The organism is Janthinobacterium sp. SUN211, assembly GCF_030587315.1.
Taxonomy (GTDB): domain Bacteria; phylum Pseudomonadota; class Gammaproteobacteria; order Burkholderiales; family Burkholderiaceae_D; genus Janthinobacterium; species Janthinobacterium kumbetense.
Genome location: NZ_JAPWIC010000002.1, coordinates 967,568 through 986,697, shown reverse-complemented (window position 1 = coordinate 986,697; position 19,130 = coordinate 967,568). Strand labels below are relative to the sequence as shown.

General features: G+C 64.3%; 17 protein-coding genes. 5 read left to right on the top strand and 12 right to left on the bottom strand.

Annotated features, from left to right (window positions below; all coding sequences use genetic code 11):
- Window positions 1-180: 180 nt before the first annotated feature.
- The 6 genes from O3301_RS10220 to O3301_RS10195 form a co-directional block, all read right to left on the bottom strand.
- Window positions 181-720, bottom strand: coding sequence for a GNAT family N-acetyltransferase (locus tag O3301_RS10220; RefSeq protein WP_289904254.1), 540 nt, complete (start codon window positions 718-720; stop codon window positions 181-183).
- An 88-nt stretch (window positions 721-808) separates the two neighbouring features.
- Window positions 809-2,683, bottom strand: a complete 1,875-nt coding sequence (gene sppA / locus O3301_RS10215; RefSeq protein ID WP_305056284.1) for a signal peptide peptidase SppA — start codon at window positions 2,681-2,683, stop codon at window positions 809-811.
- A 75-nt stretch (window positions 2,684-2,758) separates the two neighbouring features.
- Window positions 2,759-4,237, bottom strand: a complete 1,479-nt coding sequence (locus O3301_RS10210; RefSeq protein ID WP_305056283.1) for a sodium:solute symporter — start codon at window positions 4,235-4,237, stop codon at window positions 2,759-2,761.
- Window positions 4,238-4,306: 69 nt separating this feature from the next.
- A complete protein-coding gene (locus tag O3301_RS10205) occupies window positions 4,307-5,524 on the bottom strand; it encodes a YeeE/YedE family protein (protein ID WP_305056282.1) in 1,218 nt (405 codons plus the stop codon).
- A 164-nt stretch (window positions 5,525-5,688) separates the two neighbouring features.
- Window positions 5,689-7,689 (bottom strand): PhoX family phosphatase, encoded by a 2,001-nt coding sequence (locus O3301_RS10200; RefSeq protein WP_305056281.1) that lies wholly within the window; start codon window positions 7,687-7,689, stop codon window positions 5,689-5,691.
- Between the two features lie 139 nt (window positions 7,690-7,828).
- Window positions 7,829-9,040: an MFS transporter gene (locus O3301_RS10195; RefSeq protein WP_251351462.1), complete on the bottom strand. Its 1,212-nt coding sequence runs from the start codon at window positions 9,038-9,040 to the stop codon at window positions 7,829-7,831.
- A gap of 144 nt (window positions 9,041-9,184) precedes the next feature.
- Here O3301_RS10195 and O3301_RS10190 point away from each other — a divergent pair, with 144 nt between their 5' ends.
- Window positions 9,185-9,421, top strand: a complete 237-nt coding sequence (locus O3301_RS10190; protein ID WP_034749909.1) for a DUF3820 family protein — start codon at window positions 9,185-9,187, stop codon at window positions 9,419-9,421.
- A gap of 8 nt (window positions 9,422-9,429) precedes the next feature.
- Here O3301_RS10190 and O3301_RS10185 read toward each other — a convergent pair whose 3' ends face one another.
- A complete protein-coding gene (locus O3301_RS10185) occupies window positions 9,430-9,813 on the bottom strand; it encodes a glutaredoxin (RefSeq protein WP_251351461.1) in 384 nt (127 codons plus the stop codon).
- 117 nt (window positions 9,814-9,930) lie between these two features.
- On the opposite strand from O3301_RS10185, the gene O3301_RS10180 reads away from it, so the two are divergent.
- Window positions 9,931-10,473, top strand: a complete 543-nt coding sequence (locus O3301_RS10180; protein WP_305056280.1) for a hypothetical protein — start codon at window positions 9,931-9,933, stop codon at window positions 10,471-10,473.
- Between the two features lie 13 nt (window positions 10,474-10,486).
- Here O3301_RS10180 and O3301_RS10175 read toward each other — a convergent pair whose 3' ends face one another.
- Both O3301_RS10175 and O3301_RS10170 read right to left on the bottom strand, forming a co-directional pair.
- The gene (locus O3301_RS10175; protein ID WP_305056279.1) at window positions 10,487-11,308 is read right to left on the bottom strand and encodes an APH(3')-I family aminoglycoside O-phosphotransferase; all 822 of its coding nucleotides are present in this window, start codon (window positions 11,306-11,308) and stop codon (window positions 10,487-10,489) included.
- A gap of 16 nt (window positions 11,309-11,324) precedes the next feature.
- Window positions 11,325-11,813, bottom strand: coding sequence for an Lrp/AsnC family transcriptional regulator (locus O3301_RS10170; protein ID WP_305056278.1), 489 nt, complete (start codon window positions 11,811-11,813; stop codon window positions 11,325-11,327).
- Between the two features lie 77 nt (window positions 11,814-11,890).
- Between O3301_RS10170 and O3301_RS10165 the strand changes: the two genes are divergently transcribed.
- On the top strand, window positions 11,891-12,781 hold the full coding sequence (locus tag O3301_RS10165) for a DMT family transporter (RefSeq protein ID WP_305056277.1): 891 nt from the start codon (window positions 11,891-11,893) through the stop codon (window positions 12,779-12,781).
- Between the two features lie 3 nt (window positions 12,782-12,784).
- Here the strand turns inward: O3301_RS10165 and O3301_RS10160 are convergent, their stop codons facing one another.
- Complete coding sequence (locus O3301_RS10160) at window positions 12,785-14,008, bottom strand: MFS transporter (protein ID WP_305056276.1); 1,224 nt, start codon at window positions 14,006-14,008, stop codon at window positions 12,785-12,787.
- Between the two features lie 98 nt (window positions 14,009-14,106).
- Here O3301_RS10160 and O3301_RS10155 point away from each other — a divergent pair, with 98 nt between their 5' ends.
- Window positions 14,107-15,021 carry a LysR family transcriptional regulator gene (locus tag O3301_RS10155; protein WP_305056275.1) on the top strand — a complete coding sequence of 305 codons (915 nt, stop codon included), beginning with the start codon at window positions 14,107-14,109 and terminating at the stop codon, window positions 15,019-15,021.
- Here the strand turns inward: O3301_RS10155 and O3301_RS10150 are convergent.
- Both O3301_RS10150 and O3301_RS10145 read right to left on the bottom strand, forming a co-directional pair.
- A complete protein-coding gene (locus O3301_RS10150) occupies window positions 15,018-17,177 on the bottom strand; it encodes a bifunctional diguanylate cyclase/phosphodiesterase (RefSeq protein ID WP_305056274.1) in 2,160 nt (719 codons plus the stop codon). The genes O3301_RS10155 and O3301_RS10150 overlap by 4 nt on opposite strands.
- 153 nt (window positions 17,178-17,330) lie before the next feature.
- On the bottom strand, window positions 17,331-18,257 hold the full coding sequence (locus O3301_RS10145; RefSeq protein ID WP_251351450.1) for a LysR family transcriptional regulator: 927 nt from the start codon (window positions 18,255-18,257) through the stop codon (window positions 17,331-17,333).
- Window positions 18,258-18,423: 166 nt separating this feature from the next.
- Between O3301_RS10145 and O3301_RS10140 the strand changes: the two genes are divergently transcribed.
- Complete coding sequence (locus O3301_RS10140; RefSeq protein ID WP_305056273.1) at window positions 18,424-19,125, top strand: pirin family protein; 702 nt, start codon at window positions 18,424-18,426, stop codon at window positions 19,123-19,125.
- Window positions 19,126-19,130: the final 5 nt, after the last annotated feature.

Below are 19,130 nucleotides of genomic sequence, written 5' to 3'. Positions count from 1 at the left end.
ATGGAAGGATCAGGCGGGCCGGCAGGCACGCCGCCCCTGTGGGGGAACGGTGGAAGAATCAGGCTTGCGGGGTGTCGCGCCCAGGCGCCGGCGGCGCGCGGGCGACTCGCATGCAGATACAAACTCGCTACAAATCTCCCGCCAGCCGGCTTGACCTGGCGCCGCGCAGGCCGTTGGCGCTTACAGCGTCATGCCGAGGATGACATCCTGATAGTCGGTGCGGCCCACGCGGAAGGTGCGCCGGCCCACCTGCGCAAAGCCGCAGCGCGCATAAAACGCCAGCGCATCGTGGTTTTCCGCGTACACGCCCAGCAGCACCCTTCCCGCCCCGCCGGCGCGCGCCTGTTCCACGGCCGCCTGCATCAGGCGCTGGCCCACGCGCTGCCCCTGGAAGCGGTGCAGCAGGTAGATGCGCTTGATTTCCAGGTCGTCCGGCCGCGGGTCGGCCACCGGCAGGCCGGCGGGACTGAGGACCAGGTAGCCGACGGGCGCGCCACCCGGCGTGGCCTCGGCCAGCCACAGGCGCATGGCCGGCAGCGCCAGCCAGTCGCGGTACAGCTGCGCGTCGTGCTGGCGCTGGCAATGGGCGATGACGTCGGCGCCGTCGAGGATGCCGGCAAACGCTTCCAGGAAAGTCGCTTGTCCCACCAACGCCAGCGCCAGCTCGTCGCCCTTGGCGCAGGGGCGGATGGTGATGGCCGTGCCGGTTTTTTCGTTCATGTCGCTTGCCATGCCTTGCTCCTCATCGCTGTCCTGCATATGAAACAAGCCGGGCGAAGCCGGCTTGGGTAGCTTGTCTATGCTGGTGTTACTTGCCGCCCAGGGGCACCTCGCACAGGCAGTGCGTGAGGGCCATGAACGGTTTGTGCTCGCGCGTGATGCCGGACAGCCAGCTCAGGTCCTGCGCCATGCCCAGCGCCGCGTCGGCCGGCAAGCCCGTGCCGGCCAGGCCCAGTTTCACGTGCTCGCCCAGTCCCAGCGAGGCCATGGCCTTGGAGCCGAACATGCCGATCAGGCGGTCCACGTTCGACGTTTCCTGCTCCAGGTACGTGACGCGGTAGTCGGCGCCCAGGTTGGCGCGCTTGGCGGCCGACGCCAGCGCATCGCCGTAGCTGCCGATGCGGTCGACCAGGTTGCGCTCTTTCGCCTGCAAGCCCGTCCAGACGCGGCCCTGCGCCACTTCATTGATCTTTTCCGGCGTCGTCTTGCGCGCCTTGGCGGCCAGGCTCAGGAAGTCGCCATACACGTGGTTGATCGAACCCTGGATCACTTGCGCAAAGCGGGGGTCGAGCGGACGCAAAGGGTTGCCCGCGTCGGCCAGCCAGGTGGTGGGCGAGCCGGCCGTGTGGATGCCCAGCTTTTCCACCACCTTGTCGGCCGTCGGCAGAATCGCGAACACGCCGATGGAACCGGTGATGGTGGCCGCGTCGGCGATGACTTCGTCGGACGAGGTGCTGATCCAGTAGCCGCCCGAAGCGGCCACGTTGCCCATCGAGACGACCACCGGCTTGCCGGCGGCGCGCGTCAGTTCCAGTTCGCGGCGGATCAATTCCGAGCCGAAGGCGCTGCCGCCAGGCGAATCGACGCGCAGCACGACGGCCTTGATCGACTTGTCTTCGCGCGCCTGGCGGATCAGACGCGAGGTGGACAGGCCGCCGATGGCGCCCGGTGGCGCGATGCCGTCGCCGATTTCACCGGAAGCGATGACCACGCCGACGGCGTCGCCGATGTGTACGGGGCGCAGGCGCGCCAAGTAGTCGGTGTAGTTCACCTGGCGGAAATTCGTGCCTTCCGTGTTCTTCGCGCCGCGCGCCATCATGAACTGGCGCAATTCGTCGCGCGTTTTCAGGCCGTCGACCAGCTTGGCGTCCAGCGACAGCTTGCCCAGGTCGCCGCCGGCCGCCGTCATCAGCGCCGGCAACGCATCGATCGATTGCATGATGGCGCCGGCCGGCAGCTTGCGCGCCTTTTCCACGTCCGTCGTGTAGGTGGTCCACAGGCCGTTGTTCAGGTAGCGGTCCGCTTCGGCCGCCGCTTCGGACGGGCCATTGGCGATGAACGGCTCGGCCGCACTCTTGTACGTGCCCACTTTCAGCAGGTTGACCGTCACGCCAACCTTGTCGAGCGCGTCGCGGTAGTAATTGCGGTAGCGGCCAAAGCCTTCCAGCATGACGCCGCCCATCGGGTGCAGGAATACCTCGTCGGCCTTGACCGCCACCAGGTACTGGCGCTGGTTGTAGCTGGAACCCCAGGCCGTCACTTTCTTGCCCGTGGCGCGGAAGCGTTCCACGCCGGCCGCCACCTCGCGCAGGGAAGCGAGGCCGCCACCCTGCAATTCGTCGAGCAGGATGACCATGGAACCGATGTTCTTGTCCTTGGCCGCCGTGTCGAGCACGGCCAGCACGTCGCGCAGCTGCACGTTTTTCTTGACTTCGCCGCTGACATTGGCCAGCACCGCTTCGCGCACGCCGCCTGGGGTTTCCTCGACCAGCGGGCCTTGCAAGTCCAGCACCAGCGTGGTCTTTTCCGCCAGGGGCTTGGCGCCGCCGCCAAAGATGGCGATCAGGATGGCGATGACGATCAGCAGGAAAATCAGATTGATGACCGCGCGGCGGGTGGCGTCCAGCGCGCGCCAGAATGCGCCAAAACCGCGGCGCAGCGGCGGGAAGGGGTTGAGTGACATTGATGCTCCGTGAGGTTATGTACCTAAAGGAAATCAATATAGCTGAAAATGGCCGCGATCGCCTTGGGATTCGTCTTATTTTGACAAGTATTGCGCGCCCTGGGCGCCCTGCCCTGGCGGCGTGGAAATGAGGAACAGGCCGCCCAGCACGAGGGAACCATTCAGTATCAGCAATTCCAGGCCCAGGCGGTAATGCGCAAACAGCAGCGCCTGCTCCTGCTCGATCAGCGCGCACAGCAGCGGCCCGGCCACGGCCACCAAAGGCACCCAGCGGTCGCGCACGCCGCGCCGGCTCAGCAGACCGAAGGCGAACAAGCCCAGCAGCGGGCCGTAGGTATAGCTGGCCAGCTTCAGGATCACGCCTATCATGCTGGGATCATCGAGCCACTTGAAGGCCATGATCAGGATCAAAAACAGGGCCGCAAAGCCCAGGTGCACCTTGCGGCGCCAGCGCATCTGCACGGCCGGGCTCAAATCCGGCCACCGCTGCAAGCCCAGGATGTCGATGCAGAAGGTGGACGTCAAGGCCGTGAGCGCCCCGTCCACGCTGGGAAACAGGGCGGAAATGAGGGCGATGAAGAAAATCAGCTGCACCACGGCGGGGAAATGCCCGAGCACCACGGCAGGGAACAATTTATCGCCCGTGGCCGTCACGCCGACCAGCGGCGCGTACAGGTGCAGCAAGCCGCCCAGGAAGAGGAACAGCAGCAGCACGCCGGTCAGCACCACGGTCAGGCTGAGCATATTCTTTTGCGAGTCGCGCAGGGTGCGCACGGAGATATTCTTTTGCATCATCTCCTGGTCCATGCCCGTCATGGCAATCGTGATGAACATGCCGGCAAGAATATGCTTCCACACGTAGGCGGGGCTGTCCGGGTCGGTGGTGAACATGCGCGTGAGGCCTTGCGCGCGCATGCGTTCAAGGCTGTCGACGAGCGACAAGTCCATCTCGCGCAGCAAAAATACGCTGCAGATGACGAGACCGGCCAGCATGCATGCCGTTTGCAGGGTATCGGTCCAGACGATGGTCTTGACGCCCCCTTCATACGTGTAGAGCAGGATCAGCAGCAGCACGACACACGCCGTCAGCCAGAACGGCACGCCGAAGCTGTCGAGAATAGTTGCTTGCAGGATATTGACCACCAGATACAGCCGCGCCGTGGCGCCCAGCAGGCGCGAAACGATGAAGAACGCCGCCCCGCTCTGGTAGGAACGCCGCCCCAGGCGCAATTCCAGGTAGCGGTAAATCGATGTGAGCTGCAGCCGGTAGTACAGCGGCAGCAAGATGAAGGTGATGGCCAGGTAACCGAGCACATAGCCGATCATCAGCTGGATATAGCCGAAGCCGTTGCTGCCCACGGCGCCGGGCACGCTGATGAAGGTCACGCCCGTCAAGGTCGTGCCCACCATGCCGAAGGCCACCAGCATCCAGTTGCTGTCCTTGTTGCCGATGAAGAAACTGTCGTTGGTGGCATGGCGCGAGGTGCGCCATGCCACGCCCAGCAAGATCAGGAAATACGCGAGGACGACGGCAAACAGGAGGACTGGGGACATGGATGTTGCGCTGGCGGCAAAGGTGAACAGGGGCAGAAATATACAGCAAAGCCCCTGTTGACGCCGGCGTCAGCAGCCGGTCGGTTTGACTTTTTCCACTTCCAGGCCGAACCACGGACGCAAGCGCGTGCCGATGACGTTGCCCAGGAAGGCGCACACCAGCCACAGCCAGCCGTGCAAGCTGCCCGAGACGATGCCGCTGAAATACGCGCCGATGTTGCAGCCGTAGGCCAGGCGCGCGCCGTAGCCGAGCAGCAAGCCGCCGACGATGGCGGCGATCAGCGAGCGGCGCGGGATGCGCCACACGGGCGCGTAGCGGCCGGCCAGCGCCGCTGCCAGCATGGCGCCCAGCACGATGCCGATATCCATCACGGAAGTCTTGTCTTGCGTCAATGGCGCGGCCAGGGCGGCGGCATTCGCCTTGGTGGACCAGTAGGCCCAGCTGGCCGTGTCGATGCCGACCACGGACGCCGCTTTCGCACCCCACAGGGCAAACGCGGACGTCACGCCCCATGGACGGCCCGACAGCGCCAGGGTGGCGAAGTTCAGCACGACGAGGGCGACGGCGCCTGCCACCAGCGGCCAAGGGCCGTGCAGCCAGGGCGACGCCTGCGCCGGGCGCAGGGGCGTGGCGACGAGCTTGCCATGGCGGCGCTTTTCCACCAGCACCGTGATGGCGGCGATCAAGGCAAAAACGATCCAGTTCAGCGCCAGCGCGGGGACCAGGCCCAGGGTCGTGACGAGGGAAATCGGCTTGAGTTGCGGCAATGAAGTCCAGAACGGCATGTGCGCCGTGCCGATCACGGAGCCGACGATGAAGGCGGCCAGGGTGATGAGCATGCGCGTGCTGCCCCCACCGACTGTATACAAGGTGCCGGACGCGCAACCGCCGCCCAGCTGCATGCCGATGCCGAAGATGAAGGCGCCGAAGATGACGGACGTGCCGGCGGGAGAAACGAGGCCCGCGACGGGCGTGCCGAACAGGGTGCCGGCCGACAGCGCGGGGAAAAACAGCGCCACGCCCACGGCCAGCATCAGCATTTGCGCCCGCAAGCCATCGCCGCGGCCATCGGCGATGAAGACGCGCCAGGCGGACGTGAAACCGAAAGCCGCGTGATACAGGGTGATGCCGAGCAAGGCGCCCACCACGTACAGCGCGGCCTGGTTGATGCCGACGGTGTGCGCCAGGTACCACGCACCGATCAGGATGAGCAACAGGGCGACGCCCAGCGGTTTCGGATTGATGGCGGCGCGCAGGCCTGGCGGCGAAGCTGCAATATCGGACATGATGGGGGACGCTAAAGGAAGGGAAACGCCATTTTCCCCCGTTTTGCTGTTTTCTGCCAGCAAGTTAGCCATCCGCCGGGCGCCGCCACGCCAAACGCCCCGTCACCCGGGTCGAGGGACGGAGCGGATGGCGAGGGGCACGCTGCGGCGTCAGCTGACGCGCATCACTTCGACAGTTTCACCTGCGCCAGTTCCGCCGTCAGGTAGCCGACAGCACCGCTGGCCTTGCTGTTGTAGTTGGTGTTGATGATGATGTTGATCTGGTCCTTCAGCGCGGACGGCAAGGCGGGGAAGCGGCTCCACTCGTCGCCCGGATGCTGGAAGTTGCTCATCACATAGGTCCAGCCATTGATTTCATCGACCGCATGCAGGCCCGTCGATTCCGCGCCGGCCGGGCACGACAGCAAGCGCTCCAGCTTCTTGGTATCGACGTTGTACGCCCACAGGAAGTTGTTCAAGTGGTTGCCGCTGTCCTCGCCGATGAACAGGGTGCGCAGTTTTTCCGAGAACTTCAGGTTGTCGGGGCTGGCGATCTTGGCCGGGTTGGCCGTGTTGCCCAGGCCATCGGCCGCGATATCTTCGCCTGCGATCAGCAGGGTCGATTCGCTTGGCACCCATTCGCTGTCGATCGCCGCGCCCGTGTCATCCTTCTGTCCGCCCGTCAGCTTGTGCGACACGACGGCGCCCGCCACCAGTTTCTTGAACTTGACGTTGTGGCCGGCCACGTAGCCCGAACCGCCTTCGACCATCGAATCCTGGATGTTGGCATACGCCGAGTAGGCGATCTTGTCCTTGGCGTTGACCGTTGTGCCTTCGTTCTTGGTAAAGGCCATGCTGCCGCCCTTGAGGGCCGCGTAGCGGTGGGTTTCCAGGAAGGCGGCGGCTTTTTCCTGGCCGGCCTTGACCCTGACCCAGGCGGTTTTCTTGTTCAGCACGATCTTCGTGTAGCTGGCGTCGGACGGATCGGCCAGGGTCGAATCCATGATGTCGGTGGCCTTGATGCCGCCGTCGACCAGCGCCTTGATCTCGGCGTGCGTCGCATGGCCCAGCTTGACCCATTGCAGCTTGCCAGTAGTGGTCTCGGTCAGCTGGGTCGTGTACTTGGCGACGTACAGGGTGCCGCCTGCGGCCAGGTCGGCGACCTTGTCGGCCACGAACATGAACAGTCCGCCATTCGTATAGTCGTCGCCGCCCAGGATGGTGCGCTGATCCGGCATCACCTGCACCAGTTCGCGCGAGTAGCGGCCCAGGCAATAGTGCTTCTTGATGCTGCCGGTGCCGTCCGGGTTGACCGACACTTCCGGCAGGTGGCCGTAGTCGTACGGATTGGCGGTTGTCGTATCGCCGAAGACGTTCTTGCTGAATTCCTTAAGCACGGCCAAGGTCTGGCCGCCCAGGCCCTGGTCAAAGGCGTCGGGTTCGTACTCTTCGCTCGACAGATGGGTATTCCACGGCGACAGGCTGGCGCCGCAGGTAATCCACAGGCCCTTCACCAGCGAGGTATCGACATTGTGGTATTTCACCAGCGACAGCTTGCCGGTGGTCTGGTCCTGGTCCAGGCTCAGCACGGCGATCGGCGACGGCAGCGTGCCGTAGGTGGAAGCGCCGGCCTGGTTCAGCGAGTTGTATTCAAATTGCACCACGGCAAACACCGGCTTGCCCTTGACGCCGCTCACGCTGGCGTTGGCCACCGTCAGCATCGAGCTGCCGTCCGGCGAATCCGAGAAGAACTGGCGTTCCTTGCCCGGCACCGAACTGTCGATGATGGGCTGGTTCTTGATGTCGAAGTAGCCGCCCGCGATCACGGTACCGCCCTTGCCGTCCGGCACCCGGTCGCCCGTCAGGAAGAAAGGCTGGTACGCCAGGTTATAGCTGTTGCTGCTGCCATCGCTGAAATTGACCTTGAGCTTGGAGCCGACGGTGGTCGTGGCCAGCGCGGCAGGCGAACTCGCCAATGGCGCGGCCATGCCGGTGAATTCCGCCGTGGTAAACGTCGCGGTGGGCGTGACTGGCGGCGTCACCGCTGGCAGGTCGTTGTCCGAACTGCCGCCACAACCGGACAGAAAAGCGCTGACGCCGGTCAAGCCGGCCAAAGGCAGCATGGGGGCACCGGCAAACAGTTGCAACAGGCGGCGGCGTGAGGACTCAGGGGCGTAATTCGACATTTTTTGTTTCTTCCGTTATAAATAAATATCGTGGGACAGACCTGCTGGAATACGAGGCCGGAGCATAAACGACAAATATTTCAGCTTGATTACAGGCAAGCTGCACCGTGGAAGCGACGCCAAGCGGACGCCCCGCTTCTCAATGCCCCGTCGCCTGCATCGCTTTTGCGCCAGCGGGCCGCACGGGGATCGGGTTCAAACGGTCCAGGCGGCCGCTCAGGGCCGTCAAGCCGAATGCGCCCAGCACGACGAGGGCGCCGATCCAGCCCGTGTGCACGAGACCCAGGTGTTCCACGATGAGGCCGCCACCCCAGGCGCCGCCGGCGATGCCCAGATTGAAGGCGGCGATATTCAGGCCGGATGCCACGTCGACGGCGCGGGGCGTGAAGTGTTCCGCTTGCTGCACGACATACACTTGCAAGCCAGCCACGTTACCGAAGGCCACGGCGCCCCACAGCAACACGGTGATGACGACGAGCACGGGATGCGGCGCCGTGAAGGTCAACAGCAACAAGACGGCCGCCAGCAGCAGGAAGATCAGTTTCAGAGCGCTGACAGGGCCTTTCTTGTCGGCCAGCTTGCCGCCCCAGATATTGCCGAACGCCACGGAGACGCCATACACGAGCATCACCACGCCCACGGCGCCGGCGCTGAAACCCGACACTTGCTGCAGAATCGGCGCCAGGTAAGTAAAGGCGATGAAGGAGCCGCCATAGCCGACGGCCGTCATGGCGTACACCAGCAGCAGGCGCGGCTGGCCCAGCACCTGCACTTGCTGCAGCAGCGAGGCCGGTTTGCTGTGCTTGATGGTCGATGGCACGTACAGCAGGCTGCCGACAAAGGCGATCAAGCCCAGCGCCGAAACGGCGAGGAAAGTTTCGCGCCAGCCGAAATGCTGGCCGATGAAAGTACCCAGCGGCACGCCCGTCACCAGGGCCACGGTCAAGCCCGTAAACATGATGGCAATCGCGCTGGCCGCCTTGTCTTTCGGCACCAGGGACGTGGCGATGGTCGAGCCGATGGAAAAGAAGACGCCATGCGCCAGCCCCGTCAGGATGCGGGCGATGACGAGGGTTTCGTAGCCGGGCGATTTCCAGGCCAGCAAGTTACCCAAGGTAAACAAGACCATCAGCGAGAGCAACAAGGTCTTGCGCGCAATCTTGCCCGTCAGGGCAGTCAGCACGGGCGCGCCGACGGCGACGCCCAGCGCATACAGGCTGACCAGCAAGCCGGCCGATGGCAGGTTGACGCCCAGGTCGGCGGCGATGGTAGGCAACAGCCCGACGATGACAAACTCCGTGGTTCCGATGGCAAATGCGCTGAGGGTCAGCGCGAGCAAGGCAATGGGCATGGCAAACTCCGATAAATGATGTTGGCATGCAGTATCGGGGTTTTCTTTGTTTCGAAAAATACTTCATCAGGCAGAAGATAGTTGCGCTCAGCTCAATAATAGAGCGGTCTGCTACACTGGCCGCATCCACACGGGGTCACCACCATGAATTCAGAAAAACTGGCGCTGCTGGTCACGCGCGAAATGCCATATGGGAAATATCAGGGACGCTTGCTGGCCGACTTGCCGGGCCACTACCTGGGCTGGTTCGCGCGCGAGGGCTTTCCCTCGGGCGAACTGGGCAGTCTGATTGCGCTGATGTACGAACTCGACCACAACGATCTGCGCAGCTTGCTCGACCCCTTGCGCACGCGCAAGTCGCCGTGGCGGCCGGGCGAGTAAGACAGCGCTTAAAACTCGCGCACTTTCTTTGCCAGCATGGCGCTGAACTCGCCGTTTTCCACGAGCTTGTGCAGCTCGCTGGCGCCACCGATGAGCACGCCGTTGACAAAGACCATGGGGAACGTGGGCCAGCCCGTCCACATCTTGAGGGCATTGCGGCGGTGCCACTGGTTCAAATAGCTGCCGTATTGCAAGTACTGGTAGGGCGTGCCCAGCACGTCGAGGATCTTGCGCGCCTTGCGCGGAAACGGATTGAGCGCCATGCCGACGACGACCACCTGGTGCGCGGCGATGGCCGCCTGCACTTCGCGCACGATGTCCTTGTGCTTGCTGCCGATCAAAGGGCGGGCGGCGGGATGGATCTGGGCTTGGTCAAGGATGGCGCGGGTCATGAAAGTCCTGGGGTGAGTGGCATGCGGAACACGCATTGTGCCACGCGCCCAGGCCGGCGTGGGCTACACTGCACCTCTTCTCCTCCACGCGTGAAATATATGCAAGGAATCATTCCCATGCCTGAATACCGCACCCGCCGCCTGCTCGGCGCTCTTCTGCTCGCCGCCGCCACTTGCGCCAGCGCCGCCGCTGCGGCATCTGCTGCCGCTGCCGATGGGGGGCTCGAAAGCGGCCTGATCCATGCGCTGCACCTGAAAAAGGGCACGACGCAGCGAGTGGGCACCTCCGGCAAGGCCATCGCCGCCTACATGCGCGAAGGTTTTATCGGCAAGCGCCCCAACCAGCGCTTCGACTACACGGATTATTACCTGCTCAAGAAACCGGCCAGCTTCATGGGACACGAACTGGTGCTCATCGAAGAGGAATACATCACGCAATACATAGGCTGCTGCGTCAGCCCCGGGGCCGGCGTGACGGTAAAGGTCAACGGCAGCACGCAAAAGCTGCAAGCGTTCGCCCGCGCCCAGCGCTGCACCCTGACCGACCCCGTCGATATCCGGAAAAACCTGCGCGAAGTGGCCATCCAGGCCACGCTGCCCAAGGGCCATTACGCCTCCTTGAGTTGCCGCGAACGCGACGCCGAGCGCGAAGAGCCGTGATGACTGCCAGCACTCAGAACAGCTCGTCGAGCAGCAGATGGAATTGCAGCTTGCCTTGATCGATATCAACGATCCCATAGTGCTGAACAAACCTTGGCGGTAGCGCGGCGTCCAACTCACCAAGAGCACGCCAAACGATGGCCAGGTCCTGATAACGGTCGGCAACGCCCGCCCGGCCCACGTCGAGGCAGCCGACGACGGCGCCATCGTGCATCAGGATATTTTCCAGCGAAAAATCGCCATGCGTGACGACGAGGTCGGGGGTGAGCGGCAGGTAGTCTTGCAGCGCCAGCCATACTTGCTGCGCCGTCCAGCCTTCCCGCTCGGCATCGAAATCGCCGGCATCGACGAAGCCCGCATCGATGCGCCGGCGCGCCTGGGCCAGCCGCACGGCATGGCCGGCGTCGAATGGGCAGTCGCTGACGGGAAGCGCGTGCAGGCGGCGCAGGAAGGCCGCCAGCGCGTCGGCCACGGCGGGACCCAACGCAGGATTGTCTTCCAGCACCTGGCACGCCGTGTTGCCCGGCAGGGCCGCCGTCAGCAGCCATGCCTGGTCCGGTTCTGCCGCGCAGGCAAATTGCGCCACGGCCGGCACGGGCAGGTACTGCGCCAGCCAGCGCAGGCGCGCCAGTTCATCGGCGAGCTCGGCAGCGGCGGCACCCGTGCCGTGTTTCAGGAACAGGTCCGGCGCGCCATCCCTGCCCTGCAAGCGGTAGACGGCAGCGTCCGACTCTCCGACGCTGTCGCGCGTCCAGTCGTACCCTGCCACGGCGGCGCGCATGCTGGCGGGCATGGCGGCCAGCACGGCCGCTTGTATCTGGTTAGAAATGCTCATCTGCCTGGCCCTTGTTCTATGTCAGCGGCACATGCAAGCCCATCTTGAGGCAAGTCAAGGCCACCGACGTGCGGTAGCGGCGGATATTGTCGTCGCCGCCAAACAGGCGTTCCGTCAGCGCCTCGTATTCGGCCATGCTGCTGGCCGTGATGACCAGCAGGTAATCGGCCTCGCCCGTGATGCCGTAGCACTGCTGGATGGCGGGTTCGGCCATGATGCGGGCGCGCATGCCGGCCGTGCGCAGCGGATGCTCGTCGTGCAAATGCACTTCCACCGTCAGTATCAGAGGGCGGCCCAGGCGGCTGGCGTCGAGCACGGCCACCTCGTTGCGGATCACCCCGCTCTCGCGCAGGCGGCGGATGCGCCGCTGCACGGCCGGCGCGGACAAGTGCACGGCATGGGCGATTTCCCGCTGCGAGGTCGTGTTATCGCGCTGCAAGATATCGAGGATGGCCAGGTCGAAGGCGTCGAGGGCGACAGCAGGCGTGAGCGAAAGTTGCGTCATAAAGGTCAAAATGCAGTGCAAATATCGGAGCAGACACAATAAACTTTCACCACTTCGATATCAAGCCATTTATCACCATGCCATTACGCCGCTATTCCTCCTTGATTCCCCTGCTGGCCATCCTCGGCTCCGTCACCTGCCTGGGACTGGGCACGTCATGGGCCAAGCACAGCCTGTTCCCGCTGGTGGGCGCGCAAGGCACGACGGCCGTGCGCGTGGGCTTTTCCGCCTTGCTGCTGTTGCTGTTCTGGCGCCCGTGGCGCTGGCAGCTGAGCCGCGCCGACCTGCGCACGGTGGCCCTGTACGGCGCGGCGCTGGGTTTGACGAACCTGTGCTTCTACATGGCCTTGCGCACGATACCGTTCGGCATCGCCGTCGCCATCGAATTTTCCGGCCCGCTGGCCGTGGCCCTGCTGGCCTCGCGCCGCCCGCTCGACTTCGTCTGGGTGGCCCTGGCCGTGGCGGGATTGGCGCTGCTGTTGCCGCTGGGTCACGACGTCAGCAATCTCGATCCCACGGGCGTGCTGTTCGCCCTGGGCGCGGCCGTCTGCTGGGCTTCGTACATCGTCTTCGGCAAGCGCGCCAGCCATTTGCATGCGGGCCACTCCGTGTCGCTGGGCCTGGCCATGGCCGCGCTGGTGGTCGTGCCCGTGGGCGTGATGCATAGCGGCGTCGCCCTGCTCTCACCCGTCGTGCTGGGCGTGGGCCTGGGCGTCGCGCTCATTTCCAGCGCCATCCCGATCTCGCTGGAAATGGTGGCCCTGAAGCGGCTGACGCCGCAGGCGTTCGGCATCATGAGCAGCATGGAGCCTGCCGTGGCCGCCATGCTGGCGTTCATCCTGCTCGACGAACGCCTGGACGCGCCGCAATGGCTGGCCATCGCCATGATCATGGCCGCGTCGATGGGCAGCTCCTACATGGCGCAGCGCATGAAGAAACCGGCGCCGGCCGGCGCCGTGCATACCTGAACCTCAGTGCGCGGCCGCGCCCGCCACGTGGGACGCCAGGTTCTTGCGCGCCAGCCAGGCCAGCGGCAGCAGGGCCAGCAGCGCGGCGGCCACGCCGGCCCAGGGGGACGACGCCATCAGCTGGCGCGAGACCATCAGCGCACCGAGCATGGAACCGAAGGAAATGCCGAGGTTAAACGCGGAAATGTTCAGGCCCGAGGCGAAATCGACGGCGTGCGGCGTGTAGCGCTCGGCCGTGGCCAGCATGCCCGCTTGCAGGGCGGGCGACAGGCCGAAGGCGAACACGCCCCAGACGAACAGCATCACCGTCATCATCCAGGGCGAACTGATGCTCAGCGCCACGCCCGTTTGCGTGACGGCCAGCAATAGCAGCATCGCGCGCAAGGCCTTTTGCCAGCCCAGGTGGCTGGTCAGGTAGCCGCCCGCCAGGTTGCCGGCAAAGGTGGCGGCGCCAAACACGATCAGCAAGGCGCTGGCCATGGTGGCGGAAAAGCCCGTCACATCCGTCAGGATGGGCGTGATGAACGTGAACGCGGCAAAGCTGCTGCCAAAGCCAAACGTCGTAATCGCCATCATCGTCAGGATGGGGCCGCTGCCCAGCGCCGCCAGCTGCGTCATGGCCTTGCCGCCCTTGCCTTGCTGCAAACCGGCCGGCAGCCAGCGCGCCATGGCGGCCAGGCCCAGCGCGGCCAGCAGCACCACGGCAAAGAAGGGCAAGCGCCAGCCCATCAAGTTGCCGAGGAAACTGCCGAACGGCACGCCGATCACCATGGCCAGGGTCAATCCCGCAAACATCACGGAAATCGCCCTGCCCGCCTGCGCCTTGGTGACGAGGCTGGCGGCCACGGTGGCGCCGATGGCAAAGAAGGTGCCGTGCGCCACGGCCGTGATGACACGCCCCAGCAGCAACAGTTCGAACGTGTGCGAAAAGGCGGCCAGCAGGTTACCGGCCAGGAACACGCTCATCAGCCCCAGCAGGGCAGCCTTGCGCGGCAGGCGCGCCATCAGCAGCACCAGCAGCGGCGTGCCGATGGCCAGCGCCAGCGCATACAGGCTGACCAGCGAGCCTGCCGATTCGATGGAAATATGCAAATCTTTCGCGATGGTCGGCAAGATGCCGACGACGATGAATTCGGTCACGCCGATGGCAAAGGCGCCGACGGCCAGCGCCAGCACACCGGGCGGCATCTTGCTGGCTGAAGTGGAAACAGGGTTTGCGGTGGTCATGGTATTTCTCCGGCAGAGTTCAAGCCAGCCAGTGTATCGATGCAAACGCTTTTGATATAGACTCCAATAATGGAAACACCTGTGAAATGGATTCAATAATGGCCAGGCAAGACATCAACCGCGCGTTCGAGATGGCCGTGTTTGCCGCCGTGGTGGAAACGGGCGCCTTTTCCGCCGCCGCGCGCCGCCTGGCCTTGACGCCGTCGGCCGTCAGCAAGCTCGTCAATCGACTGGAAGCGCGGCTCGGCGCCCGGCTGCTGCAGCGCAGCACGCGCCAGCTGCACACGACGCCTGAGGGCGACGCCTTCTTTATCCAGTGCAAGCGCATCCTCGACGATATCGAGAGCGCCGAGCGCGAAGCATCGCAGGGCGCCGCGCCGCGCGGGCGCTTGCGCATCAACTGTTTCGTGCCGTTCGGCGTGCGCCATCTGCTGCCCATCCTGCCCGAGTTCGCGCAGCGCTATCCCGACATCGTACTCGACGTCGTCGTCAGCGACGCCATCGTCGATCTGCTGGAAGACCGCACCGACATCGCCATCCGCACGGGCAAGCTGAAGGAATCGAACCTGGTGGCGCGCAAACTCGGCGAAGACGCGATGGTCGTCGTCGCGTCGCCCGCCTACGCGGCGCGCCACGGCTTGCCGCGCACGCCGCAGGAGTTGTCACAGCACAATTTATTGGCGTTTAACTTCCGCTGCCAGAACGAAACCTGGCCCTTCCTCGATGAGGCTGGCAACACCATGCAAGTGGCGCCGCAGGGCAATACCTGCGTCAGCGATGGCGAAAGCATGCGCCAGCTGGTGCTGGCCGGCATGGGGCTGGGACGCTTTTCGCGCCAGCACGTGCTGCGCGACATCGAGCGAGGCGATTTGATACCCGTGCTGCAGGACTACAACCCGGGCGACAAGGAACTCGTGCACGCCGTCTTCGTGGGACCGGGCTTGCAAGTGCCGGCGCGGGTGCGCGTGATGCTCGATTATCTGCTGGAAAAAGTGCAGCTGGGTGGCGCTTAGAGCGCCAGTTCTTCCAGCCGCAATTGCCGGCCTTCACCCAGCATCAGCTCGAATTCGGCCGCCGGCACGGCCGGACTGAACAGATAACCTTGCAGCTGGTCGCAGCCGAGTTCGCGCAGGAAGCGCATCTGCTCGGCCGTTTCCACCCCTTCGGCGACGATTTCCTGGCGCAGCTGCTGCGCCATGGTGACGATGGCGCGGGCGATGGCGCAATCGTTTTCCTCGAAGGGCAAGCCGATGACGAAGGAGCGGTCGATTTTCAAGGTGCTGATGGGGAATTTCTTCAGGTAGGCCAGGCTGGAATAGCCGGTGCCGAAGTCGTCCAGCGCCAGCGCCAGGCCCATGGCCACCAGCTGGTTCATGATGTCGATCACCTTGTCGGCGCCGCGCATCAACAGGCTTTCCGTGATTTCCAACATGATCTGGTCGGGCCGCACGCCGTAGCGTTCCAGCACGGCCGCTATGCGCGCCGGCAACTGTTCATCGAACTGGCGCGCCGACAGGTTGACGGCGATGGCCGGCATGTGCAGGCCGCGGTCTTCCCAGCTGCGGATCTGGCGGCACGCCTCGTCCAGCACCCAGGTGCCCAGCTCCAGAATCAGGCTGGTTTCCTCGGCGACGGGGATGAAGAGGCCGGGCGAGACCATGCCGTGCATCGGATGCTTCCAGCGCAGCAAGGCTTCCGCGCCCACGATGCGTCCGCTGGCCAGGCTCACTTTCGGCTGGTAATGCAATTCCAGTTCCTTGTCGCCCAGCGCCAGGCGCATTTCGCTTTCCAGGCGCAAATGTTCCTTGGCCCGGCGGTTCATGTCTTCGCGGTAGAACAGGAAGGTCGATTCGATCGTCTGCCCCGCCTTGGCCACTGCCACGTCGGCAAAACGGAACAGGGCCGGCGCTTCCAGGCCGTCTTCCGGATACACGGTGATGCCGATGCTGGCGCCCACGTGCAGGGCGTGCGCATCGATATTGATCGGTGCTTCCAGCAAATTGAGCAGCTTTTGCGCCACGTTCGCCGCGTGTTCGCGCTTTTCGATATGCAGCAGGGCGACGACGAACTTGCTGTTGTCGACGCGCGCCAGGATGTCGGCGTCGCGCAGGGCGCCGCGGAACAGCTGGCCGATGGCGATCACCAGCTGGTCGCCCACTTCATGGCCGAGCGTGTCGCTGATGGAACCGATGCGGCTGATGTCGATGACCATCAGCGCGCCATGCGTGCCCTGGCGTTTCGCCTCGGCCAGGCCCTGGTCGACCAGCTGGTTCAGCAGGCAGCGGTTGGGCAAGCCCGTCAGGCTGTCGTAGTTGGCCATGCGCTGCATGCGCGCCTCGGCATCCTTGTGCACGGAGATATCGGAAAACAGGGAAAACACGTGGCTGATTTCGCCGAATTCGTCGCGCACGACGCTGATGGTGACGTCTTGCGGGAACAGTTCGCCATTCTTGCGTTTGCCGATGATTTCGCCACGCCAGGAGCCGTGGCCACGCATGGCGGCACGCACCTTGGCGCGGAAGTCGGGATCGTGCACGCCCGAGCGCAGCAAGTCCGGCGTGCGGCCGATGGCTTCGGCCGGCGAATAGCCGGTGATGCGGCTAAACGAACTGTTGATGGAGACGATGCGCTCTTCCGCATCCGTGATCAGCACGGCTTGCTCGCTGTCTTCGATGATGCGTGCGTGCAACCTTACCTTGTCCACGTCGGACAGCGGCTCGCTCATGGCCGACAGGCGCACGGCCATGCCGCACGCCTTGCCCGCCTGGTCGTGGATCACGTGGCGGTGCATGCGCAGCCACGTCACCATGCCCGACTTCTTGCGCCGGCGCACATCGGTGGCCACGTCGCCCTGCGTGAAATGCAATTCCAGCACGCTCGCTTCCGCGTCGTCTTCCGGATACAGGAACAGGATGTGCTGGCCCAGGGCTTCCAGCTCGGAATAGCCGAACATCTGTTCGGCGCCATGGTTCCAGCCGATCAGGAAGCCGTCGGGATCGATTTCCAGCAAGGCGTCGGGGGGCGCCACGCGCACCACGGGCCGGCTGGCGCCGCGCAGCCGCTCCAGCTCCTCCTCCAGCCGCGCCAGGGTGGCGGCCTGCTGCGGCCCCGCCTGTTCACGGGCATCCTGGGCCAGGCGCAGGCACAGCGCAACCTTCGCCTCAAGCATGGCAACCCCACTCTAGGGCCAGGTCAGGGGAACAGATCAGGGGCGCTGCGGTGTGTGTAATCATCAAAATCCCACTGTGGGGCGTGGAGGTCGGGCGGAAATACTGTGAATATGGTAACTTAAAAATGTTGGCGTATGTCAACATTTTAAGACCTACGCCGAATGGCCCGGCAGATGCTGCGCCAGGCGGGCAAACACATCCGGTTCGCGCATGCGCGCCATCCACCAGCGCAGCGCCGCGCCATCCTCACCCACTCTCCAGGCCAGGTAAAACGTTTCCGACGGTTTCGGCTCTTCCACGGCCTTTTCCACCAGCAAGCCACGCGCGATGGCGGCGCGGGCGCACGGTCCCGGCAGGAAGCCAAAGCCCAGCCCCAGCACCTGGTAGTCGAACTTGACCTGCATGTTCGGCACGCTCAAGGCATCCTGCCCCAGCAGCAGGCCCACCGTGCGCGGCGCCATCTGGCGCGCCGAATCGGCCACCACCACGGCCCGGTGCTGCTGCAGGTGGCCGCGCGACAAGGGCTCCTGCACCTGCGCCAGCGGATGCGTGGGCGCCACGGCAAACACGAAGTCGAGCATGCCGATCGGCTGCGCGATATAGCCGCCGCCCGCCGGCCCGTCGCCGGGCGCGCCCACCAGCAAGTCGGCCCGCCGGTCCAGCAGCGCTTCCCACGTGCCCGACAGGGTGTCTTGCGACAGGCGCAGGCGCGTCTGCTGCGCCACGTCATAAAAGGCGCGCACGTCGTCGGCCAGGGCCACGGCGGAAAACATGGAATCGATGCCGATGGACAATTCCGTTTCCCAGCCGGACGCCACCCGGCGCACGCGGTGTTCGAGGTCTTGCGCCGCCTTCAGCAGGTAGCGGCCCTCTTTCAGCAATTCCTGGCCGGCCGCCGTCAGCATGACTTTCGGCCCGTTGCGCTGGAACACTTGCACGCCGAGGTCGTCTTCCAGCTTGGCCACCGTATAGGAAATGGTGGACGGGACTTTGTGCAACTCCTTGCCGGCCGACGAGAACGATCCGCGGCGGTCGATGGCGTCGACGATTTGCAGGGCTTCCAGGCTCAGTCTTAACATTCGATTTTTTCGATCATAGGTCGCAAGATTTTCCGTTTTTCTTTCCCTGCACAGGGGCATATACTTTGTTCATCGTACAGCGAAGGGCAGAAAAGAGCCGCGGCGCAGCGCCAGGCAACGGTCCTTCGAAATTATCGCACATTAACTTATAGAAACGGAGTCCACCATGTTACAGATTCGTCACAGCGAAGAACGCGGCGCCGCCAACCACGGCTGGCTCAATTCCCACCACAGCTTTTCCTTCGGCAGCTATCACGATCCGCTGCACATGGGCTTTGGGCCCCTGCTGGTGATCAATGAAGACCGGGTCACGCCAGGCCAGGGTTTCGGCACGCACGGCCACCGCGACATGGAAATCATTTCGTATGTACTCGACGGCGCGCTGGAACACAAGGACAGCATGGGTACCGGTTCCGTCCTGCACTACGGCGATGTGCAGCGCATGAGCGCCGGCAGCGGCGTGCGCCACAGCGAGTTCAATCACTCGGCAACGGATGGCTTGCACTTCCTGCAGATCTGGATCCAGCCGAACGTGACGGGCATTCCGCCCAGCTATGAAGAGAAGCACTTCGCGCCGGACAGCAAACGGGGCAAGCTGCGCCTGATCGCTTCCTCCGACGGCCGCCAAGGTTCCGTGCTGATCCACCAGGATGCGGCCATCTACGCCAGCATTCTGCAGGAAGGCGAACAGGCCGAACACGCGCTGGAAGAAGGCCGCCTCGCCTATGTGCACCTGATCCGCGGCAGCCTGGTGGTCAACGGCACGCCCTTGAAAGCGGGCGATGCGCTGAAACTGACGCAGGAAGCCAGTGTGATCATCACGCAACCCGAGGACGCGGAATTCCTGGTCTTCGACTTACCCAAATAATTGAT

Coding starts and splice junctions, on each gene's coding strand:
- O3301_RS10185 (WP_251351461.1), bottom strand. CDS start 9,813: ATGACCCGCGCCATCCTTGACCAAGCCCAGATCCATCCCGCCGCCCGC.
- O3301_RS10170 (WP_305056278.1), bottom strand. CDS start 11,813: ATGACGCAACTTTCGCTCACGCCTGCTGTCGCCCTCGACGCCTTCGAC.
- O3301_RS10205 (WP_305056282.1), bottom strand. CDS start 5,524: ATGTCCGATATTGCAGCTTCGCCGCCAGGCCTGCGCGCCGCCATCAAT.
- O3301_RS10195 (WP_251351462.1), bottom strand. CDS start 9,040: ATGCCCATTGCCTTGCTCGCGCTGACCCTCAGCGCATTTGCCATCGGA.
- O3301_RS10160 (WP_305056276.1), bottom strand. CDS start 14,008: ATGACCACCGCAAACCCTGTTTCCACTTCAGCCAGCAAGATGCCGCCC.
- O3301_RS10140 (WP_305056273.1), top strand. CDS start 18,424: ATGTTACAGATTCGTCACAGCGAAGAACGCGGCGCCGCCAACCACGGC.
- O3301_RS10220 (WP_289904254.1), bottom strand. CDS start 720: ATGAACGAAAAAACCGGCACGGCCATCACCATCCGCCCCTGCGCCAAG.
- O3301_RS10190 (WP_034749909.1), top strand. CDS start 9,185: ATGAATTCAGAAAAACTGGCGCTGCTGGTCACGCGCGAAATGCCATAT.
- O3301_RS10210 (WP_305056283.1), bottom strand. CDS start 4,237: ATGTCCCCAGTCCTCCTGTTTGCCGTCGTCCTCGCGTATTTCCTGATC.
- sppA (WP_305056284.1), bottom strand. CDS start 2,683: ATGTCACTCAACCCCTTCCCGCCGCTGCGCCGCGGTTTTGGCGCATTC.
- O3301_RS10165 (WP_305056277.1), top strand. CDS start 11,891: ATGCCATTACGCCGCTATTCCTCCTTGATTCCCCTGCTGGCCATCCTC.
- O3301_RS10200 (WP_305056281.1), bottom strand. CDS start 7,689: ATGTCGAATTACGCCCCTGAGTCCTCACGCCGCCGCCTGTTGCAACTG.
- O3301_RS10150 (WP_305056274.1), bottom strand. CDS start 17,177: ATGCTTGAGGCGAAGGTTGCGCTGTGCCTGCGCCTGGCCCAGGATGCC.
- O3301_RS10145 (WP_251351450.1), bottom strand. CDS start 18,257: ATGTTAAGACTGAGCCTGGAAGCCCTGCAAATCGTCGACGCCATCGAC.
- O3301_RS10155 (WP_305056275.1), top strand. CDS start 14,107: ATGGCCAGGCAAGACATCAACCGCGCGTTCGAGATGGCCGTGTTTGCC.
- O3301_RS10175 (WP_305056279.1), bottom strand. CDS start 11,308: ATGAGCATTTCTAACCAGATACAAGCGGCCGTGCTGGCCGCCATGCCC.
- O3301_RS10180 (WP_305056280.1), top strand. CDS start 9,931: ATGCCTGAATACCGCACCCGCCGCCTGCTCGGCGCTCTTCTGCTCGCC.